At 56.8% G+C, this 23,167-nt stretch carries 1 protein-coding gene (cut by a window edge); it reads right to left on the bottom strand.

Annotated features, from left to right (window positions below):
- On the bottom strand, positions 1 to 23,167 hold the 5' portion of the coding sequence (locus JSQ80_RS22950) for a non-ribosomal peptide synthase/polyketide synthase (protein ID WP_206096824.1). 18,041 nt of this gene lie to the left of the window's left edge; only the first 23,167 of its 41,208 coding nucleotides appear in the window; it begins with the start codon at positions 23,165 to 23,167; its stop codon lies beyond the left edge, outside the window.

Below are 23,167 nucleotides of genomic sequence, written 5' to 3'. Positions count from 1 at the left end.
GGCTTACCGCATCCCCGGACGCAAGCGGCGAGATCTGAAGCGCGCTGCGCTGCAAATCCTGGTCGAACTGCCCCAAATAGTTAAACGTTATTTCAGGTGCGGCCGCTTGAATATTAGGCGAAGCCAAATAGCGCAAAATACCGTAACCAACGCCTTTGTGCGGGATGCTTCGCAGCGTTTCCTTGACCAGCTTGATGCGCCGCGGCAGATCCAGGTTCGCTTTCATATCCAGCATGACCGGATATGCACTCGTGAACCAGCCTACCGTCCGGCTGACGTCCACATTCGGCAGGATGGATTCCCTGCCGTGCCCTTCCAGCATGACGGCCACCTGCTCGCTTCCGGTCCACTCCTGAATCGCCATCCCAAGCGCGGTCAGCAGCAGATCGTTAATCTCTGTCCCATATGCCCGGTGCGCTTCGGTTAACAGCCGCTGCGTCTCGCGCCGGGACCATTGCAGCGTCAACATTGCGCTGTTTTCGACCGTGTCTCCGCCCTGATCGTTATCCTTAGGTAATGGCACTTGTTCCCGACTCGCCATCTGGCTCCAATATTCACGTTCCGCCTCCATAGCCTGGCTTGAGGCATAAGCTGCCAGCTGCTGTGACCAGACTTGGAACGAATCGGTTTTCTGCGGCAGCCGGATGTCCTGCCCTTGCGCGGCCTGTTCGTACGCTGCAGCGAGGTCTTCCAGCAAGATCCGCCAAGAGACGCCATCAATGACGAGATGGTGAATGACGATGAGCAGATGATCGCCGTCACCGCACTGGAATAAACCCAGCTGCACGAGCGGACCTGTATCTAAGGAGATACCTGCCTGCAGCTCGCGAGCCTTCGCTTCGACTAACCGGCTCCACGCCTGCTCTTCCCGCAAGTCGAATACTTCCAATCCGTACAGGTCCCCTTCATTCACGGCCCGGTTCCAAGCGGCATAACCCCCATCTGCTGAAGGCACAAACACCATGCGCAGCGCGTCGTGATGAATCGTGATCCGCTTCATCGCCAGGCGCAGCGCTTGCACGTCAAACCGTTCTTCCCGGTACAGCATCACGGCTTGGTTGAAGTGATGCGCATCGGCCAGATCCCGCTCGGCAAACCAGTGCTGAATCGGCGTGAGCGGCACCGGTCCGTTAATCTCCCCCTGTTCCGCAATACGGCTAACCGGGGCGATATGAGCGCTGAGCTGGGCCGCAGCCGGATAACGGAACAGATCCTTCATGTCCAGCTTATAACCGGCCGGCAGCAGCCGGGACGCTGCTTGAATCGCCTTGATCGAGTCGCCTCCCAGGTCGAAGAAGCTGTCATGAATGCCGACCTGCGGCACACCGAGCACCTGCTGCCATACCGTCACCAGCGCCTGCTCCACCGGCGTGCGGGGAGCGGCATACGGCGCATGGGCCAGAGCTGCATCCGGCTTCGGCAACGCTTTGAAATCGATTTTGCCGTTGGCAGTCAGCGGCAATTGGTCCAGCTTCACGAAGGAAGCCGGAACCATATACGCCGGCAGCGCAGAGGACAGCAAGCTGCGCAGCTGAGGAAAATCCAACTCGCCGCCAACAACATAGGCACACAGCTGGAGACTGCCTGAAGCATCCGGCAGCGCGGCCACGACGGCTTTGCTTACCCCGGTCAACTGCAGCAGCTGGGCTTCGATCTCGCCCGGTTCGATCCGGTACCCCCGGATCTTCACTTGTCCGTCCATCCGGCCCATATATTCGAGATTGCCATCCGGCAGCCAGCGCGCCAAGTCCCCGGTCCGATAGAGCCGCTCATCTGGCGCGAACGGACTGGCGACGAACCGTTCGGCCGTCAGCTCCGGCTGATTCAGATACCCCCGGGCCAATCCCGGGCCGCTGATGCACAGCTCGCCCGGGACGCCGATCGGCTGCAGTTGTCCATCCGCTGCCAGCACATGAACTTTCGTCTGGCCAATGGACCTGCCGAGCGTATGAGACTGACCCGGATCGGTCACCGGCAAAGCGGTCGTCACCACGCTGTTTTCCGTCGGTCCATACTCGCTGACAAACTCAATCTGGCTGTAAACAAGCATCTTTTCAATCAGCGCCGCACTGATTTTTTCCCCGCCGGTGACCACGCTCCGGACGGTGGCCAGCTGTTCCTGCCGGGTCATCTCCAGCAGCGCCGCGAGCAGACCCGTTGGGAATTGCGCGTGGGTAATCTTCTGCTCGACGAGCGTGCGGATAATGACCTCCGGATCTTTGAGCTCTTCATCGCGCAGCATCACGACGGTGGCGCCCGCAACGAGGGGGCCAAAGAAGTGCGTGATGAACGCATCGAATATGAACGGGCTGGCATGCAGCACCCGTCCGCCGTCGAAGTCGTAGGCTTCTGCCTTCCACTGAAGCGTATGAACGATGCTTCCATGCTCCACCATGACGCCTTTCGGCTGACCGGAAGTTCCGGAGGTATAGATCACATACGCCAGATTATTTGGTTTCGCATAGCCCGCCAAATTTTCCGGCGATTCCAGCTCGATTCGGCCATCATCCAAGCCTAGCACCGGACAGGAAGCCTCCTGTGCCGAGGCAGACAGCAGTACGGTCGCGCCGCTGTCCTCCAGCAGGAACTGCACCCGCTCTGCCGGCTCTTGCGGCGATATCGGCAGATAGGCAGCTCCAGCCTTGAGTACGGCGAGCAGCGCAATAGCCATATCCACGGAACGTTCGCACTGAACCGCAACAAGGCTTTCGGGCCCGGCGCCGTAGCGGAGCACGACTCTGGCAAGCCGATTCGCCCGTTCGTTCAGTTCCCGGTAGGTCAGGGAATCGTCGCCGCATACAACGGCCAACCGCTCCGGCGTCTTCGCCGCCTGCTGCTCGAACAGCGCGTGCAGCGTCATGTCCCGCAGCAACGCGGCGGTTGTCCCGCTATCATTGAACTGCCCCAACTCATGGAATTGCGTCAACAATTGTTCCTGTTCCGCAGCCGTCAGCAAGCTGACGCTTCCCAGCGTCACCTGCGGATCCCGGGTAATCTGGCGCAGAAGCTCCGCAAAGTGACCGGCCCAACGCTCTATCGTCGCCCGTTCAAATAACACGGCAGCGAATTCCCACGAGCAGCGCATGCCGTTCTCCTGTTCGCTCACCGACAGCGTCAGATCGAACTTGGCCACGTTGGAATCGAACGGATACGAGGTGAGCTGAAGCTCGGGGAGCTCAAGCTCCGCCTGATCCATGTTCTGCAGCACAAGCATCGCATCGAAGATCGGGTTGCGGCTCGTGTCGCGCTGCCGCGCCACCCGTTCCACCAGTTCCTCGAATGGATAGTCCCCGTGCTCGAAGGCGCCAAGCGCCATCTGCTTCACTTCCTGCAAATAGGCGGCAAAGCTCTTCTCCCCGGCCGGGTAGGTCCGCAGCGCCAAGGTGTTCACGAACATCCCCAGCATGCCTTCAAGCTCCGCCTGCGGCCGTCCCGCCACCGGCGAACCTACAATGACTTCTTCTTGCCCGCCAAGCCGCGCCAGCAGCGTGCTGTAGGCGGCTAGCAGCACCATGTACACCGTAGCGCCGCTCGTGCGGGCCAGTTCATACACGGCCGCCGCAAGCTCGCCGTCCAGCTCAACGTCCACCCGGCCGCCCTCGAAGCTGCGTACGGCCGGACGCGGATGATCGGCCGGCAGGCTCAGCACCGGCAGTTCGCCCGCAAACTGGTCCATCCAGTACGCTTCCAACTGCTCGTATGCCCGGCTGTCGGCATAGTGTTCCCGCTGCCATACCGCATAATCTTTGTACTGCAGCTGCAGCGGCTCTAACGCTTCGCCCGCGTACAGCTTCACAAATTCGTCTACTAAAATGCTGATCGACGTGCCATCCGAGATAATATGGTGCATATCGAACAGCAGCAAGTGCCGCGCTTCTCCGAGACGCACGACGGTTGTACGCAGCAGCGGGGCCTCGTCAAGGTCAAACGGGCGGAGGAATGCACGAGTACGCTCCTCGGCTTCCCCTTCCTCCGCTTCCTCATAGGACACGCAGAAGGTCCACTCCTCCTGCACCCGCTGCACCGGTTCGCCGTCCACTACGGCGAACGAAGTGCGCAGCGCTTCATGACGGGCGATGAGCGCTTGCAGCGCCGCTTCCAGCCGCGCCCGATCCAGCGCTCCTTCGAGCCGCAGCGCCACCGGCATGTTGTAGCTCAGCCCTGCGCCCTCCAGCTGCTGCAGGACATACAGCCGTTTTTGGGCCGAGGACAGCGGATAATGCGCCCGCTCGTCTGCCGGGACCAACGCTTTATACGCCATGCTGCCACCCGCCGCGTCCAGCGCAGCCGCCAGCCCTTCGACCGTCGGCGAAAGGAACAGCTGACTCAGCGGCAGCTCCACGTCCAGCGCCTGATGAATCCGCGATACGAGCGTCATCGCCTTCAAGGAATGGCCGCCCAGCTCGAAGAAGTTATCGTGGATGCCTACGCGCGAGGCGCCCAGCACCTCCTGCCACAACTGCGCCAGCTTCGCCTCTGTTTCGGTTCGCGGCGCTGTATATCCGGCTGCCGCTCCGCTTCCCGAAGGCTGCGGCAGCGCCCGGCGGTCCACCTTGCCGTTCGGCGTCAGCGGAAGCTCTTCCAGTTGGATGAAGCGCGATGGAACCATGAATCCCGGAAGCCGTGCTGACAGGGCCTTACGCAGGGATGAAACCTCCGTTTCTTCGCTCATGACCACATAGGCGCACAATTCAAGGTCTCCCTGCTCCAGCTCGCAAGCGGCGACCGCCGAGTCCGTAACCCCTTCAAGCTCGGCAAGGTGCTGTTCAATCTCTCCCAGTTCGATCCGGTATCCGCGAATTTTTACTTGGTGGTCATTGCGTCCGGCAAATTCAAGACTGCCATCTGGCAACCAGCGTACCAGATCCCCGGTTTTATACAGCCGTTCTCCTTCCATAAAGGAACTTGGAATAAATCTTTCCTCGGACAGCCGAGGTCTGTTCACATATCCGCGTCCTACGCCTGCACCGCCGATAAACAGCTCTCCATATACTCCGACCGGCTGCAGCTTGCCATATTGAGGATCCACGACATAAAGCCTCACATTTTGAAACGGCCATCCGATGGGTACGTGCCCCGACGGTGTTAACGGATACTGTTCCGGGGCCCCTGTCCACTCATAGAAGGAAGAGTCAACGGTCGCTTCGGTTACCCCGTAGCAGTTGATAATCCGCATCCTCTGTCCGAACCGTTCAAGCAGCCAGTGAAAATCAGGATTGAGACAACGATCGCCGCCCAAAATCAGCAGCCGCAAAAACGGTATATCCACCTGCCGCTCATCGATGTATTTCATAATGGACATCACTAAGGACGGTGTCGAGTTGAGCAGCGTAACCGCATGCGTGCGGATCAATCCCGCTACGGCCGCGGGCTGCAGACGCAGCTCGCTTGGACAAATGACCATCGTCCCTCCGAAAGGAAGCGTCCGGGCGATGTCTTCGACAAACACATCGAAGGAGAAACTGGCCATCTGCAGCAGCCGGACTTCCTGTGAGTTCAGACCATAAGCTTGGTTCCATGCAAAAATTCTTTCTATTAAATGTCCATGTTCGATCATAACACCCTTCGGTTTGCCCGTCGTGCCCGATGTGAAAATAACATAGGCCAAATGACGGGGCTCAGGCAGTTGCAGTGAAATACCTTCCGTAACTGCAGCGGCATCGTCTTCCAAGTATAAAACGTCATAGGCCGCCCCCCATTCCTCGCCGCACTTCCGCTCTGTCAGAAGCAGGCGGGCCCCGCTTTCTTCGAGCATATACGCAATCCGTTCGGCTGGATAATCGGCATCCAGCGGCAAATAGGCACCGCCCGATTTCCAGACCGCCAATACAGCCACAACCATCCAAGCGGAACGGGTCACAAGAACGCCGACGATGTCCTCGGGTCCTGCGCCACGCTGCTTCAGTGTCTGAGCAAGACGGCTGGCACGATCATTCAGTTCGGCATAACTCATTTCATGGTTGTCGAAAACGACTGCCGTACGGTCCGGGTGCAGCAGCGCTTGTTCTTCGAATAACTCGAGTATTGTCTTGCTGCTGACAGGATCTATCCGGGCCGGATTAAACTCCTGCATCAATTGGCGCTCCTGCGCCGCTGTCAGCAGAGAGACTGCGCCCAACGCCGCTTCAGGCTGTCTCGATACATGGCGCAGAAGTTCTGTAAAATGTTCCGCCCAACGTCTGATGGTCTCTTCTGTAAATAAAGCGGATGAATATTCCCAACTGCAGGAAAATCCCTCCCGCTGCTCGGCTACGATCAGCGTCAAGTCAAATTTGGCTATCGTGTTCTTCATAAGATACGGAGTCAACTGGAGATCGGGGAGCTTAAGCTCCGCCTGATTCATGTTCTGCAGCACGAGCATCGCATCGAAGATCGGATTGCGGCTCGTGTCGCGCTGCCGCACCACTCGTTCCACCAGTTCCTCGAACGGATAGTCCCCGTGCTCGAAGGCGCCAAGCGCCGTCTGCTTCACTTCCTGCAGATAGGCGGCAAAGCTCTTCTCCCCGGCCGGGTACGTGCGCAGCGCCAAGGTGTTCACGAACATCCCCAGTATGCCTTCAAGCTCCGCCTGCGGCCGGCCCGCCACCGGCGAACCGACAATGACTTCTTCTTGCCCGCCAAGCCGCGCCAGCAGCGTGCTGTAGGCGGCTAGCAGCACCATATACACCGTAGCGCCGCTCGTGCGGGCCAGCTCGCGCACGGCCGCCGCAAGCTCTCCGTCCAGCTCAACGTCCACCCGGCCGCCCTCGAAGCTGCGTACGGCCGGACGCGGATGATCGGCCGGCAGGCTCAGCACCGGCAGTTCGCCCGCAAACTGGTCCATCCAGTACGCTTCCAACTGCTCGTACGCCCGGCTGTCGGCATAGTGTTCCCGCTGCCATACCGCATAATCTTTGTACTGCAGCTGCAGCGGCTCCAACGCTTCGCCCGCGTACAGCTTCACAAATTCATCTACCAAAATGCCGATCGACGTGCCGTCCGAGATAATATGGTGCATATCGAATAGCAGCAAGTGCAGCGCTTCTCCGAGACGCACGACGGTTGTACGCAGCAACGGAGCCTCGCTAAGGTCAAACGGGCGGAGGAATGCCCGGATTAACTCCTCGGCTTCCCCTTCCTCCGCTTCCTCATAGGACACGCAGAAGGTCCACTCCTCTTGTACCCGCTGCACCGGTTCGCCGTCCACGACGGCAAACGAAGTGCGCAGCGCTTCATGGCGGGCGATGAGGGCTTGCAGCGCCGCTTCCAGCCGTGCCCGATCCAGCGCTCCTTCGAGCCGCAGCGCCACCGGCATGTTGTAGCTCAGCTCGGCTCCCTCCAGCTGCTGCAGGACGTACAGCCGTTTTTGGGCCGAGGACAGCGGGTAATGCGCCCGCTCGCCTGCCGGGGCCAACGCTTTATACCCCGTGCTCCCATCCGCTGCGTTCATCGCAGCCGCCAGCCCTTCAACCGTCGGCGAGAGGAACAGCTGCCTCAGCGGCAGCTCTACTCCCAGCGCCTGGTGAATCATCGATACGAGCGTCATCGCCTTCAGGGAATGGCCGCCCAGCTCGAAGAAGTTGTCGTGGATGCCTACGCGCGAGGCGCCCAGCACCTCCTGCCACATTAGCGCCAGCTTCGCCTCTGCTTCGGTTCGCGGCGCTGTATATCCAGCAGCTATTCCGCTTCCCGAAGGCTGCGGCAGCGCCCGGCGGTCCACCTTGCCATTCGGCGTCAGGGGCAGCTCTTCCAGCTGCATGAAATGCGCCGGCAGCATGTACGACGGCAGCGATACGGCCAGGGCGGCACGCAGCTCGGCTGCCGCAAGCGGACGCTCGCCTGTCACATAAGCGCGCAATTCCTGCGTCTGCTCATCCATTTCCGCGGCAGTCACGACGGCTTCGCTTACGCCCGGAATGTGCAGCAGCCCGGCCTCGATCTCGCCCAGTTCAACCCGGTGCCCCCGGATTTTCACCTGATGGTCGATCCGACCCAGATGCTCCAGCCGGCCGTCAGGCAGCCAGCGCGCCAAATCGCCGGTCCGGTACAGCCGCTCCCCGGAAACAAACGGGCTGTCCACAAATTTCTCAGCCGTCAGTTGCGGACGCGCCCAATATCCGCGGGCGACCCCCGCGCCGCCGATACACAGTTCACCGGCTACGCCAACGGGCTGCGGCTGCAGCGCGTCGTTCACCACATACACCTGCGTGTTCGCCATCGGCCGTCCGATGCCGATCCGTTCTTCCCCTTCCAGACGGTCAAACGTGGACCAGACGGTCGTTTCCGTCGGCCCGTACATGTTGTACAGTTCCGCATCCGTATGTTCCCTCAGCTGCCCATACAGGGTGGAAGGGAAAGCTTCCCCGCCGACCAGCAGCGTCTCCATGTTCCGCAGCTGCGCCGCGCTCCGCGCATCGCCGAGCAGCAGCATGAGCCGCGAAGGCGTCGTCTGCATCATCTGCACCGGGTGCTGAGCCAACAGTTCCGCCAGCACGACCGGATCCTGCTGCGCTTCCTCGCTTGCGAGGACGATCTGCATGCCGCAGCTGAGCGGCACCCAGCTCTCCGTGGCGAAGATGTCGAAGGATACCGTCGTTACGCACAGCATCGAAGCATGCGTCCCGAAAGGAAGCTCGCGAATCATCCCCGAGATGAAATTCACCACGTTCCGGTGCTCCACGACTACTCCTTTCGGCGTGCCGGTCGTTCCGGAGGTATAGATGACATACGCACTGCCGGATGGCTCTACCTCGACGCCAACAGGCTCGGAAGAATATCCTGCGAGCTCCTTGGCGAAGGAGAACGAGATAGTATGGCCGCCGAGGCTTGCCGTGTCTGCTAGCTCCGGCTGCCCAGCCGCTCTATCCGCTCCATCCGTCACCGCATCGTCCAGACACAATACATGGCCCAGCGCTGTCTCCTGCAGGCCTGCCACAATCCCAAGCTGAGCCGAATCCGTCAGCATAACCTGCATTCCTGCATCCCGGATCATCCCCTCCATGCGCTCCTCAGGCAGAAGGGAGTCGATCGGCACATAGGCCGCACCGGCTTTCAAGATACCCAGAAGCCCGGCGATGAGCTGCGGCGAACGGTTCATCAGAACGCCTACACGCTCTTCCGCCGTCACGCCGTGCGCCCGCAGCCATTGCGCGATACGGTTGGCCTGTTCCTCCAGCTCCCGGTAGGTCAGACGCCGCTCTGCGCACACGACTGCCGGAAGATCCGGTGTCTTCGCCGCCTGCAGTTCGAACAGGGAAGGGATGCTTGCCTCTTCAGGAATCGTCACTTTCGTGTCGTTGAACTGGACCAATAGCCGCTCTTGTTCGGCAGCCGCCAGCAAGCTGACGCTACCCAGCATTACCTGCGGATTGCTGGTAACCTGTCGCAGAAGCTCTGTAAAGTGATTCGCCCATCGTTCGATCGTCTCGCGTTCAAACAGCAGGGCACCGTATTCGAGCGAGCAGTTCATCCCATTCTCGTGTTCGCTCACCGATAGCGTCAGATCGAATTTGGCCGCGCTGTAGTCGAACGGATAGGAAGATAGGCGCACGCCGGGGAGCTCCAGCTTCACCTGCTCCGTGTTCTGCAGCACGAGCATCGCGTCGAAAAGCGGATTGCGGCTCGTGTCGCGCCGGCGCACGACCTGTTCCACCAGCTCCTCGAACGGATAGTCCTCGTGCTCGAAGGCTCCGAGCGCCGTCTGCTTCACTTCCTGCAAATAGGCATCAAAGCTTTTCTTTCTTGCCGGATACATGCGCAGCGCCAATGTATTCACGAACATCCCGAGCATACCTTCCAGATCGGCGTGCGGCCGCCCCGCCACCGGCGAACCGACGATAAGCTCCTCCTGCCCGCTAAGATGCGACAGCAGCGTGCTATATACTGCCAGCAGCACCATGTACACCGTAGCGCCGCTCGCGCGGGCCAACTCGCGCACCGCCGCCGCCAGTTCGCTGTCCAGTTCGAAGTCCACCTGGCCGCCTTCAAAACTGCGCACTACCCGGCGCGGATAATCGGCCGGCAGGCTCAGCACCGGCAATTCGCCCGCAAACTGTTCCAGCCAGTAAGCTTCCAGCTCGTGGTACGCCGGCATCTGAGTATATTCCCGCTGCCATACGGCATAGTCTTTGTACTGCAGCCGCAGCGGCTCTAATTCTTCGCCGGCGTACAGCTTCATAAATTCTTCGATAAAAATGTTCATCGACATGCCGTCCGAGATAATATGATGCATATCGAACAGCAGCAGGTGCCGCTCTTCGCCGAGACGTACGACGGACGTGCGCAGCAGCGGGGCTTGGCCGAGTTCGAACGGGCGGATGAATGCCCGGATTCGATTGTCGGCTTCCTCTTCCTCCGACTCCTCATAGAACACACGGAAGGCCGGATCCTCCTCCACCTGCTGCACCGGCTCGCCATCCATGACGATGAACGAAGTGCGCAGCGACTCATGGCGGCCGATTAGCGCCTGCAGCGCGGCTTCCAGCCGAACCTTATCCAGCGTTCCTTCGAGCTGCAGCGCCACCGGCATATTGTAGCTGAGTCCCGCACCCTCCAATTGCTGAAGCAAGTACAGCCGTTTTTGAGCGGAGGACAGCGGATAATACGCCTGCTTCTCCACAGGCAGCAGCGCTTCATACGCTTGACAAGTTACAGCTTCCAGAGCCGCTGCCAAGCCTTCGATCGTAGGCGCCTGGAATAACAGCCGCAATGGAACTTCCACATCCAGAGTCTGGTGAATACGCGACGCAAGGGTCATCGCCCTCAAAGAATGGCCGCCTAACTCGAAGAAGTTGTCATGGATGCCTACGCGCCCTACACCCAGCACATCCTGCCACAACAGCGCGAGCTGGGCTTCCATATTTGTTCGCGGAGCCTCATATCTTTTGCCTGCTCTGGCTCCGTCCGGCTTCGGCAGCGCCCGGCGGTCCACTTTTCCATTCTGTGTTACAGGCAGTTGGCCGAGCTGGACGAAGTATGAAGGTATCATATAGTCCGGCATTACCGTCCCTAGAGCCCCCCGCAGTTCAACAAACGCAAACTCGCGTTCACCTGCGATATAGGCGCACAGCTCATTATTACCGTACTCGTCCCGAAGAACGAGAACGGCCGCTTCCCGAATCCCTTTCACCCCGAGAAGCCGAGTTTCGATCTCGCCCAGCTCAATCCTGTATCCCCTTATCTTCACTTGATGATCCATACGGCCCATATACTCGATGTTCCCATCTGCCAGCCAGCGGGCCAAATCCCCTGTCCTGTACATCCGTTCGCCGGGAGAGAACGGATTGGGGACGAACTTCTCGCGAGTTCGTTCAGGCTGGTTCAAATAACCTTCGCCGACACACGCTCCCCCGATGTACAATTCGCCTGCGACACCTATCGGTTGCGGGCAACCCAGCGGATCCAAAATATAAATCGAAGAGTTGCTGATAGGTCTGCCGATTGGAGGAAGCTCGGTCATGATGTCCTTCGGTATGAGCGTATACGTAGTCGCAACATGCGTCTCTGAAGGTCCGTAGTGATTATGGAGAGTCACCCCCCGCTCGCGCAAATAACGCTGCAGTGACTTTCCGACGACCAGAGCCTCGCCTGCTGTTATCATGTGACGCACGCTGTTAGGCCACACAGGCTCGTAGGCAGGGTCATTCCACACGAACTTTACAAAAGAAGTAGGCAGCCAAATCGTCTCGATCCCCTGATCCTCGATATAACGGAAAAGCGCAAAGGGATCCTGACGCATCTCCTCATCGACCACATGGAGCGTCCCGCCCGCAAGCAGCGTAGTGAAAATCTCCTGATAGCTGGCATCAAAGCTGTAGGAAGCATACTGAAGCACGCTCTTGTGAAAGGGTATGGAGGTATGGTTATGCTGATAAAGCACAAGGTTGATAAGGTTGCTGTGCTTCAGAATGACTCCTTTGGGATTGCCAGTAGTTCCTGAAGTATAAATGACATATACAGGCAGGCCGTTCTCTTCGTTCAACGTGACTTCATGCGGTTCGCGGGGAACCCCGACATCATGGTTCACGGCAAGCATATCGCTGACGAGCAGCGTTTCTCCGTCATACGCAAGGCGCTTGTCCATCGGAGCTGAATCGACGAGCAGGCATGATACCTGAGAATCCTCAAGCATATAAGCAATCCGGTCCGCGGGATAAGACGGATCCACAGGAAGCAAGGCTGCCCCTGCTTTAAGAATTCCCAGCAAACTGATAATCATATATGGAGATCGGCGTGCCATGATGCCGACAATGCTGCCGATGCCTATATTCCGATGCTGCAAAGCAAGCGAGACTTGATCAGATAGCTGATCCAACTCACGATAAGTCAGCGTTGTTTCACCAAATACCAAAGCTATGCCGTCCGGAGTCTTTACCGCCTGTTCTCTGAATAACTGATGCAGCGTTGTATTTGGCAGCTCCATGGCAGGTCCGTCATGCCATGTTGCCAGCGTATTCCGTTCTTGTTCACTCAGCAAATTTGCTTTGCCGAGCGCAATCCCCGGTTCAGCAACCGCATGCCGCAGCAATTGGATGAAACTTTCTTGCCAACGTTCTATGGTGCCAAGTTCAAACAGAGCTGTGGCGTACTCCAGGCTGCAATGAAGCTGATCTCCCCGTTCGCTGATTAACAAGGACAAGTCGAATTTCGAAGTGGGATTCTCCAGTTCATAGGGAGATACCTCAACATCCTGCATCTGCAGCTCGGATTGTTCCATGTTCTGCAAAGCGAACAGGACGTCAAAGATCGGGTTGCGGCTGATATCCCGGTGCTGGATCACCTGCTCGACGAGTTCTTCAAACGGATAATCCGCGTGTTCAAACGCTGCGATGGAAATTTGTTTGACTTCTTCAAGATAATCCGCAAATGTTTTCTCCCCGGACGGCATCGATCGGATGGCCAATGTGTTCACGAACATACCCAAAAGATTGGTCAGATCGGCATGAGGACGACCTGCAACAGGCGTTCCGACAATGATATCATCCTGTCCGGATATTCTTGCCAGAAACAAGCTATATGCTGAAAGCAGCACCATGAATAAGGTAGTCCCAGTGTTCTGGGCGAGCTTGCGCAATTTACCGGTCAACTCTGCATCAATGATGAAATCCAGGTGGCTTCCTTCAAAGCTTTGCACCAGCGGACGAGTAAAATCAAACGGCAAGGAGAGGATTGGAAGTTCTCCGCCAAGCTGTTCCATCCAGTATTCTTTGTGGCGGTTGTACTCCACGGAATGTTCATTTGTGTTCTGCCACACTGCATAATCCTTATATTGAAGGGACAGCGGCGGCAAACTCTCGCCCATATACAGCCATGTCATTTCCTTAATGAAAATTCCCATGGATGTGCCGTCTGAAATGATATGATGCATATCAAACAACAACAGATGCCGTACATCCATCAGCTTTACCAATTGGATGCGCAGAAGCGGCGCTTGGCTTAGATCGAAAGGACGAATGAAATCCTGGATGATCTCTTCAAGCTGAACCTCCCCGGCATCGCGGAAAGACAGCGCAAAATCAACCTCCGGGCAAATTTTCTGCACGGGTTCGCCATTTACGAGCTCAAAGCGGGTTCGAAGGACTTCATGGCGTGCTGCCAGTTCCTTCAAGGCAAATTCCAATCTTGCAAGGTCCAATTGTCCCTCGAGGAGCATCGCTGCGGGCATATTGTAGCTTCGCTCCGCTCCTTCGAGCTGCTGCAGAATATATAGTCTCCTCTGTGCGGAGGACAGGGGGTAGTATTCCCGCTGCACGGCAGGTTGCAGGCCTTCATACACGTCTGCAGCTCTCCCATCCACGGTCAGCGCCATGGCTTCAACGGTCGGGAACCGGAATACGTCCCTGATGGCAATATGTATGCTCATCGCCTGATGTATACGTGATACTAATATCATGGCTCTCAGAGAATGGCCTCCGAGTTCAAAGAAGTTGTCACGGATCCCTACTTGAGAGACGTGCAATACCTCCTGCCAGAGCTCAGCAAGCTGGGCTTCAGTGGCTGTTCGAGGAGCTATATATTGGGAAGCCGCTGTCATGTCTTCTTTAGGCTCAGGCAGCGCCATCCGATCCAGCTTGCCATTTCTCGTAAGCGGCAATTCCGGCAGATGGACGAAATATGCAGGAACCATATATTCAGGTAAAGCGATGCTCAGGTGATTTCTCAATTCGACCGGTTCCAGACGCTTGCCGCCCACATAATAAGCGCACAGAACCTCGCTTCCCGGCCGTTCTGTCCAAGTCACTACAACCGCTTGGCGAATGTCCGCATGAAGCTGCAGGCGCGCTTCGATCTCGCCGAGTTCAATCCGATAGCCCCGAATTTTGACCTGCTGATCGATTCTCCCCCAATATTCAAGCGTTCCATCCGGCAGCCAGCGGGCTAAATCTCCTGTTTTATACATCCTCCCGCCTTCAATAAAGGGATCCGGCTTGAACTTTTCCAGCGTAAGCTCAGGCAGATTCCAGTAGCCGGCGGCTACCCCGGCGCCCCCAAGGCACAATTCCCCGGGCACACCGACCGGAAGCAGCTGTCCCTGAGCGCTCAGCACGTAGGCTGTCGTTCCATCGAGCGGCCGGCCAATCGGGATGCTGTTTTTGCCGTTTGTTTCCTTGACCGCGAATGAAGTCGAGAAAGTCGTGTTTTCGGTAGGACCGTAGCCGTTCCAGATCGTCAGTCCCGGACATGCGTCCCTCACTGCGTAAGCGTGCTTCGGCGACAGAACCTCTCCGCCCATAATCAAATGCTCTACACCGGCAAACAGGCCCGCATCCTCATCGGCCAGATGATGAAAGAGCGATGTCGTCAAGAACATGACCGTAATGCCGTTCTCCGTGAGAAATTGACCCATCCGGCGCGCGTCCAGCAGCACGTCTTTCTCCACCGGATGCAAGGACCCTCCATGCAGAAGGGCTCCGAATATTTCGAACGTAGCCGCATCAAAGCTTACCGAACCGGTCTGAGCGAAGCGGTGATTGGCATGGAACGGCACATATCCGTTGTTGTTCACCAAGTTGATTACATTTCCATGCGTCACCAGCACTCCTTTAGGTCTTCCCGTGGTGCCTGAGGTATACAGGATATAAGCCGGATCATCGGAACCGCATTCCTGCGCTTCTTCGCGCTCCAGCGCCTCTAACGCTTCATCTAGAAGAGTTCCGTCGTCAAGCCTAATGACCGTCCCCGGGTAAGACGCCGGCACTTTGAACTTCTGCACAGCCAACAGGAACTCCGCGCCGCAGTCGCCCAGTATATACAGGTGTCGCTCCTCGGGCGCTTCCGGATCCAGCGGCACATAGGCTCCGCCCGCCTGCAGAATTCCCAGGACCGCCGCGATAAATTCGATCGAGCGCTCCGCCAAAATGGCAACGGCTGCCCGCGGCCGCATTCCTTCCCTCTGCAGTCTGCCGGCCACATGACTCGCTTCAAGCTGTAACTCCGCATAAGTGAGATGCCGATCGCCACACACGATGGCCGTCCGATCCGGATAGAGACAAGCCATTTCTTCGAAACGCTGATGAATCGTCGTTCGAGGCAGGCCTGGGACAGGCAAACCGCTGTATGTCATCAACTGGCTAAGCTGTTCGGCCCCGCTTATTAATCTGGTTTCGGCAAGGATCGCATCCGGTTCAGAAGCCACATGATCCAGCAGTTCGGTCAAATGGCCGGCCCACCGTTCGATGGTTTCCCGCGTGAACAAGGCGGTAGCGAACTCCAGCGAGCCGTGATAGCCCTCCGCACTCTCGGTTATCATCAAGGTGAGGTCAAACTTGGCCTGCGTATCGGCAAATGGACAAGACTCGACCTTCAAGCCAGGGAGATCCAACTGCGAGTTTTCCGCGTTTTGGAGCACGAATACCGCATCGAACAGCGGATTCCGGCTCATGTCCCGCTGGCTGACAACACGGTCGACCAGTTCCTCGAAAGGGTAGTCTCCATGCTCAAAAGCATCCAATGCCGTTTGCTTGATTTCCTCTAGGTATTCGGCAAAGGATTTTCGTCCGGAAGGGAACGTGCGCAAAGCCAGCGTGTTGACAAACATTCCCATCATGTCCGACAGATCCGCATGCGGACGCCCCGCTACCGGCGAACCGACAATAATCTCCTCATGGCCGGACAGACGGGACAGCAATGTACTGTACGCAGCCAAGAACACCATATATACGGTGACCCCTTTGTCCAGCGCCAGTTGCTGCACAGCTTCCGACAGTGTTCTTCCCAGCTTGAAATCAACCCGATCGCCTGCAAAACTGCGCAGGGCGGGACGCGCGAAATCGGTCGGCAGCTGCAAGACCGGAAGCTCGCCTGCTACATGATCGAGCCAATATTTCTCCTGCTCCCGGTAAGCATCGCTGAGCACGTATTCCTGCTGCCACACCGCATAGTCTTTGTACTGCAGCTTCAGCGGGGCCAGTTCTTTCCCGGCATACAGGTTCGTAAACTCCTTCACGAAAATGTCCATCGACACGCCATCGGAGATAATATGGTGCATGTCCAACAGAACATAGTGAAGGTTGCTCGCCGCACGGACAATTTTCACGCGCAGCAGCGGCGCCTGACTGAGATCGAATGGATGTATGAATTCTGCGATCATCGAATGAAGCTGCTCTTCTTCCGCTTCACAGTAGTCAATTGCAAGCTTTACTTTATCATCTATTCTCTGCACCGGCTCTCCGTCTGCCATGGTAAAGGAAGTGCGCAGCGATTCATGACGATCGACCAGCCGCTGCAGGGACGCTTCCAAAAGCATCCGGTTCAGCATGCCTTCCATTCGAAGAACGGCAGGCATGTTGTAACTGAGCTCCGCTCCCTCAAGCTGCTGGAGCACATACATTCGCTTCTGTGCAGAGGTAAGCGGATAATGTTCCCGGGAATCAGCCGGTTCAAGCTCCCGAAATGCTTTATTCTTCCGAGAAGCTATCACTTCGGTCAATGTCTCCACGGTCGGATACCGGAAGAGATCCCGAAGCGTGATGTCGGCCTGCAATCGCTTTTGGATGCGCGAAACCAAGACGGCCCCTTTCAACGAATGTCCGCCTCGTTCAAAAAAATCATCCCGCACGCCTAACGGACGGACGCCAAGCACCTCCTGCCACACCTCTGCCATCTCCTGTTCGGCAAGATTCCGCGGGGCGATGTAGCTGCTCTCTTTCTCTAAATGTCCGTCCGGCAAAGGCAGTGCCCGTCGGTTCAATTTGCCGTTGGCTGTTAGAGGCATCTGCTCCATCGGAATAAAATAAGCGGGAATCATATAAGACGGCAGCGTTTTGCCAAGCGCCGTCCGCAGCTCTTTTACCGGATTATCCCGGTCTGCTACAAAGTAAGCGCACAGACTGAGGCTGTCCGCTTCTTCCACAACCGTAACGGCTGCCTCTCTAATGCCGGGAAGCGTCAATAGATGGGCCTCAATCTCTCCTAGCTCGATCCGGTTGCCGCGAATTTTGACCTGATGATCGATTCTTCCCAAATATTCCAAAGTTCCATTCGGCAACCAGCGGGCCCAGTCTCCGGTTCGATACATTCGTTCGCCCGGCACGAACGGATCGGAGGTGAACTTGTCTGCCGTTAACTGCGGCCGGTTGATATAACCGCGCGCCACACCGGAACCGGCAATGCACAGCTCGCCCGGTACGCCGAGCGGAGTGAGCAGCCCTTGAGAGGTAAGAATATATACCCGTGTATTGGGGATCGGCCGTCCGATTGTAACAGCTTCCTCTTCAACGAGCTCAATCGCCGTCGTCACCACGGTATTTTCGGTCGGGCCGTACTCATTCATCAGTTCCATGTCGGGATTCATCGTCTTCAAACGGCGGATTAGCGCCATTCCAACGGCTTCGCCAGCCAGTACCGCGCTGCGCACCGTCTGCCAATCATCGGGATTCATGCTCTCCAGCAAGGCCGAATAGAAGCTCGGCGGACTCTGCATATGGGTAATTCGGCGCTTCACTATAGCCTCGCGAATAGCCGACGGATCTTTGCTGTCTTGATCGTTCAACAAGACAACCGCTGCTCCCGACACGAGAGGTCCAAAAAAGTGAGTCACGAATGAGTCGAAAATAAAAGGATTCAACATCAACGCCTTGTCACCGTCGCTAAACCGGTAGCGGTTCGCTTTCCATTGAATGGTATTGGCAAGGCTCCCATGTTCGATCATAACGCCCTTCGAGGCCCCCGTAGTGCCTGATGTATAAATAACGTATGCCAAATCCGCGGGCGCGGCGGTTCTTTTCAGGCTCTCAGCCGCCATTTCTTGGCGCGCGATGCCTTCGAAGTAAAGGACGGGAATGTGATTGGCTACCTCCGCCGCCAGAGGCCGATGCTTGATCGAAGTCAGCAGAACTTGGGGATGACTGTCGCTCAGCATATAACGAATCCGTTCCATCGGGAATGCCGGATCAATCGGGAGGTAGGCTCCTCCTGCCTTCAAGACGGCCAGGATGCCCACCGCCATTTCGCAAGATCGGTGGATCATGACGGCGGCAATCTTCTCTCCCCCTACTCCTTGCGCGCGAAGCACAGCTCCCAGCTGCTCCGCCCGCTCGTTCAGTTCACGGTAACTTAGCTCCTCGTCTCCAAAAATAACCGCCGGCAGATCAGGAGTGCGGGCAACCTGCTCCTCGAACAGAGTGAGCACCGTTGCCTCAGGGCGATAATCTGCCTTCGTTCCGGCCAATTGTTCAAGCAATAATTTTCTTTCCTGACCGGTTACCAAGATATACTCACCCAATCGAGAGTCCGGAGATTCTACGGCTTGGCGCAGGAGCTCCAGGAAGCAGCCGGTCCACCGCTCTATCGTGTCGCGACTGAACAAGGCTGCGGCATATTCCCAACTAAAGGAAAAGCCCTCGGCCTGCTCCATAACGGTGAGCGTCAAATCGAACTTAGACGCAATATAGTCAAATGGATAGGAAGAAAGACTTAGACCCGGAAACTCTAACGCCGCCTGTTCGGTATTTTGCAGCACGAGCATCGCGTCGAAAAGCGGATTGCGGCTCGTATCGCGCTGGCGCACGACCTGTTCCACCAGCTCCTCGAACGGATAGTCCCCGTGCTCGAATGCTCCGAGCGCCGTCTGCTTCACTTCCTGCAAGTAGGCTGCAAAGCTTTTCTTTCTTGCCGGATGCATGCGCAGCGCCAATGTATTCACGAACATCCCGAGCATACCTTCCAGATCGGCGTGCGGCCGGCCCGCCACCGGCGTTCCGATGATGAGCTCCTCCTGCCCGCTAAGGCGCGACAGCAGCGTGCTATATACGGCCAGCAGCACCATGTACACCGTACTGCCGCTCTCCTGTGCCAACTTGCGGACACGCTCCGCCAACTCGCCTTCCAGTTCGAAGTCCGCCCGGCCACCCTCGATGCTGCGCATCGCAGGGCGCGGGTAATCAGCCGGCAGATTCAGCACCGGCAGATCGCCGGCCAGTTCCTTAAGCCAATACGCTTCCTGCTTCGCATAGGCCTGCGACTGCCTGTATTCCTGCTGCCATACCGCATAGTCTTTATATTGCAGCCGCAGCGGGTTCAGTTCTTCTCCGGCATACAAGGCGGCCATTTCTTCCGTTAGGATTTGAACGGAAATTCCGTCCGAGATAATATGATGCATATCGAACAAGAGCAGATGGCGTTCATCCCCGAGTTGAATCACCTTCGTGCGCAGCAGCGGAGCCACGCCGAGATCAAACGGGCGGATGAATGCCCGGATCTGCTTATCCGCTTGCCCTTCTTCCGCTTCCTCGCGGGAGACGGAAAAAGAGACCTGGCGGTGGACCTGCTGCATCGGCTCGCCGCCCGCGACCGTAAACGAGGTGCGCAGCGCTTCATGACGGGTAATCAGCGCCTGCAATGCCGCTTCGAGACGCGCCTTATCCAATGGTCCTTCCAGTTGGAACACGGCCGGCATATTGTAACTAAGACCTGCCTCATCCAGCTGCTGCAGCAGATACAACCGCTTTTGCGCCGACGACAGCGGATAATAAGCCTGCTCCGATGCCGGAAGGAGAGCCTCATAGGCGCGTCCGGCTGCCGAAGTGACTGCTTGGGTCAGTGTCTTCAGGTTCGTTGTCTGAAAGATGTCGCGCAAGCCGATCTCGGACTGGAACTCCTGATGTATGCGCGTCAGCAGCGTCATCGCTTTAAGCGAATGGCCCCCGAGCTCAAAGAAATTGTCATGGAGTCCCACGGAGTCCTTATTCAGGACCTCTTGCCACAGTAACGCCATTTTCTGCTCGGCGTCTGTGGTTGGACGAATGTATTCTTTGCGGGATGCAAGCGTATCGGGTTTCGGCAAAGCTTTACGGTCCACTTTGCCATTCGGCGTCAAGGGAAGCCGCTCCAGCTTCATATATACGGATGGCATCATGTAGTCTGGCAGCATCGAAGACAGGGATGCCCGCATTTCCGCGATCTCCAATGCGGCCTCGCCCGTGTAATATGCACAAAGCACAGAATCTCCCTGCACATCGGGCATTACGGCAACCACTGCCTCACGGATGCCCACGAACTGCAACAATTGCGCTTCAATCTCTCCCGGCTCGACCCGGTATCCGCGGATACTGAGTTGATCGTCCATCCGGCCGAGAAATTGCAAATTTCCATCCGGCAGCCAGCAGGCTTGGTCTCCCGTGCGGTAGATCCGTCCGCCAGCCGCATAAGGATCTTCGGCAAAGCGCTCGCTCGACATCTCCGGCCTATTCAGGTAGCCCCTGGCTACTCCTTCTCCTCCGATACACAGTTCTCCGGGCACGCCTACCGGCTGCAGGGTTCCGCCCCGGCCCAGCACATACAGCTTGACATGGGGAAGCGGCCTGCCAATCGGCACATTCCCTTCCTTAGGCGGCTGACTCCCCTGTTCCACTTCATAGTAAGACGCATCGATGCATGCCTCCGTCACCCCGTAGCTATTGAGGATACGCATGCCGGAGCCAAACCGCCGGTACAGCCGCCGGAAGTCTTCAGCCGCAAGACGGTCCGAGCCCAGGATGAGCAGTTCCAGCCGTCCGGTGCTCACGCGGTGTTCGTAAATGTAGTCCATGAGCGGCACCAGCAGAGCAGGCGTCGACTCCAACAGCGTAATGCCGTATTCGACAATCATCTGATGAAGCCGGGGCAGTTGGAGCCGGACCTCATCCGGGCAGAAGACCATCACTCCCCCATTCAGCAGTGTTCTGGCCAGATCGCCGGCAAATACGTCAAATGAGAAGCTGGCCAGTTGCAGAAGCCGGACCTCCATCTCTTCCAGCTTGTACTCTTGACGCCATGCCCAAGCCGTCTGCATCCAGCTATGGTGTTCCACCATAACTCCTTTCGGTGTTCCCGTTGTCCCTGACGTATAAATGAGATAAGCAAGCTGATCCGGGCGGCAGTGAAGGTGTAAATTCGAGGCATCATCGGCATAGCATTCCTCCTGCCTCAAGTCTATGACCGTGCATCCATCAGGCAGAGCAAAGCCAATAGAATCAACCGTCAACAAAATGCTGGCTCCGCTATCCGCCAACATATAAGCCAGCCGGTCGGAAGGCAAAGAGTGATCCAAGGGTACGAAGGCCCCTCCCGCCTTAAGGACAGCAAGAACGGCCGTTACGATTCTCGGCGACCGTTCCCCGAGAATCGCCACGGGTTGGCCCATCCCAATCCCCAGATTGCTCAGGGTACGGGCCAGCTTGTTCGCGCGTTCATTCAATTGGCCGTAGGTCAGTGACGATCCGTCCAGTCCCGATAGAACAGCCATCCGTTCCGGCGTCTTCGCAGCCTGTTCCTCGAACAGCTCGTGCAGCAGACCGTCAGGCTGCTGCTCGATATTTTGTCCCATGCTAAAGGCTTGAAGGATCTCGCGGCGTTCTTCCGGCGGCACAACATTCAATTGTTCTGCCGCCTGCATAGGCGCGGCCATTCCTTCCCGAAGAACATGCATCAATCTGGCAAACAGGCGGTCCATGTCTTCCGCTGCGAACAAATCGGTCAAATAATCGATTTGAATGGCCATCTCACCGGTTTTTACATTTTCACGGATATGTACCGTTAATTCATTATCCTGATGACCATTTCCGAGAGGCAGCGTTTCATATTGTATGGGAGCATCTTCCGGAAAAGTGTCCCATGCCAACGGATGATAATTAAAAAAAATGGGCAGCAAGGATCCCGTAAAACCAAATTGCTCGCGGAGCTCCGGAATGATTCGATTGTAAGGATATTTCTGATGCCGAATCAGTTCGCCCTGCTTCATTTTCACCTGCTTTAAGAGATCGGCGAAAGACAAAGAAGCATCCACGCGCAAGCGAAAAGGCGTTGTGCTGACGAGCATGCCCACCATCGATTTCTGCTCAACGGACGTTCTGTTGGCATACATGGTTCCCAGCACAACTTCTTCTTCTCCGCAAATTCGCGCGAGATACAGGCATAGAGCCGTTACAAACAAATTGAAGGCAGAGACTTGATGTTTTTCGCAGAATTGGTGAATGTCTTTGCATGCGGATGAGGGAAGCTGGTATTGGCTGTAAGCGGCTGCGCTGGTGACAGTCTGGGCTGCGCGTTCGGAAAAAACCAAACTTGTGATTGGCGGCAGTGAACTGAATTCTTTGTCCCAGTATGCCTTATCTTTGAGGAAGCGGGAAGATGCAAGATAGCTGTCCTCACTAGCAAGCAGTTCTGTAAAAGAGGGCGCTGGTTCCATCGGAAGCTCCTCATTGCGTAACAAGGACATATAAGTTTGAATGATTTCGTTGCCTAGCAGGTTCAAGGAATAACCGTCAGCAATCACGTGGTGAATTTTCAAAAACAATTGGGCCTCCAGCTCTCCAGTCCGGAACAACGTAAATTCAAACAATGGCGAATCAAATAGAGTGAAGGGCTGGCGCGAACGCAAATCGACGATCTCTTGCCATGCTTCGGATCCTTCCTCTCTCACATCAATCGCATCAACATGGAACGGTTCGAAAGGAACAACATAAATTTGCGGCTCCTGACCATCCATCTGTTTTAAGCGCGCCCGAAGGGAATCGTGCCGGGAAGCCAGCATCTGTATGCCCTCTATGATCTTCTCTTCGATAATCGTTCCCTGCAAGGTGAGCAAACTGTTCAAAGTGGCAACGGTCGTATTGGGATTGAGCAGTTCCATATACCATACTCTTCGCTGCGCTTCTGTCAATGTCCAAGTATTTTTCATGGTTAATTGTGATTCTTTTCTGTTATTTGACAT

The sequence above is a fragment of the Paenibacillus apiarius genome, from assembly GCF_017052585.1.
Classification (GTDB): Bacteria; Bacillota; Bacilli; order Paenibacillales; family Paenibacillaceae; genus Paenibacillus_B; species Paenibacillus_B apiarius.
The sequence above is the reverse complement of the archived record's forward strand: the minus strand, read 5'-3'. Positions and strand labels throughout refer to the sequence as shown.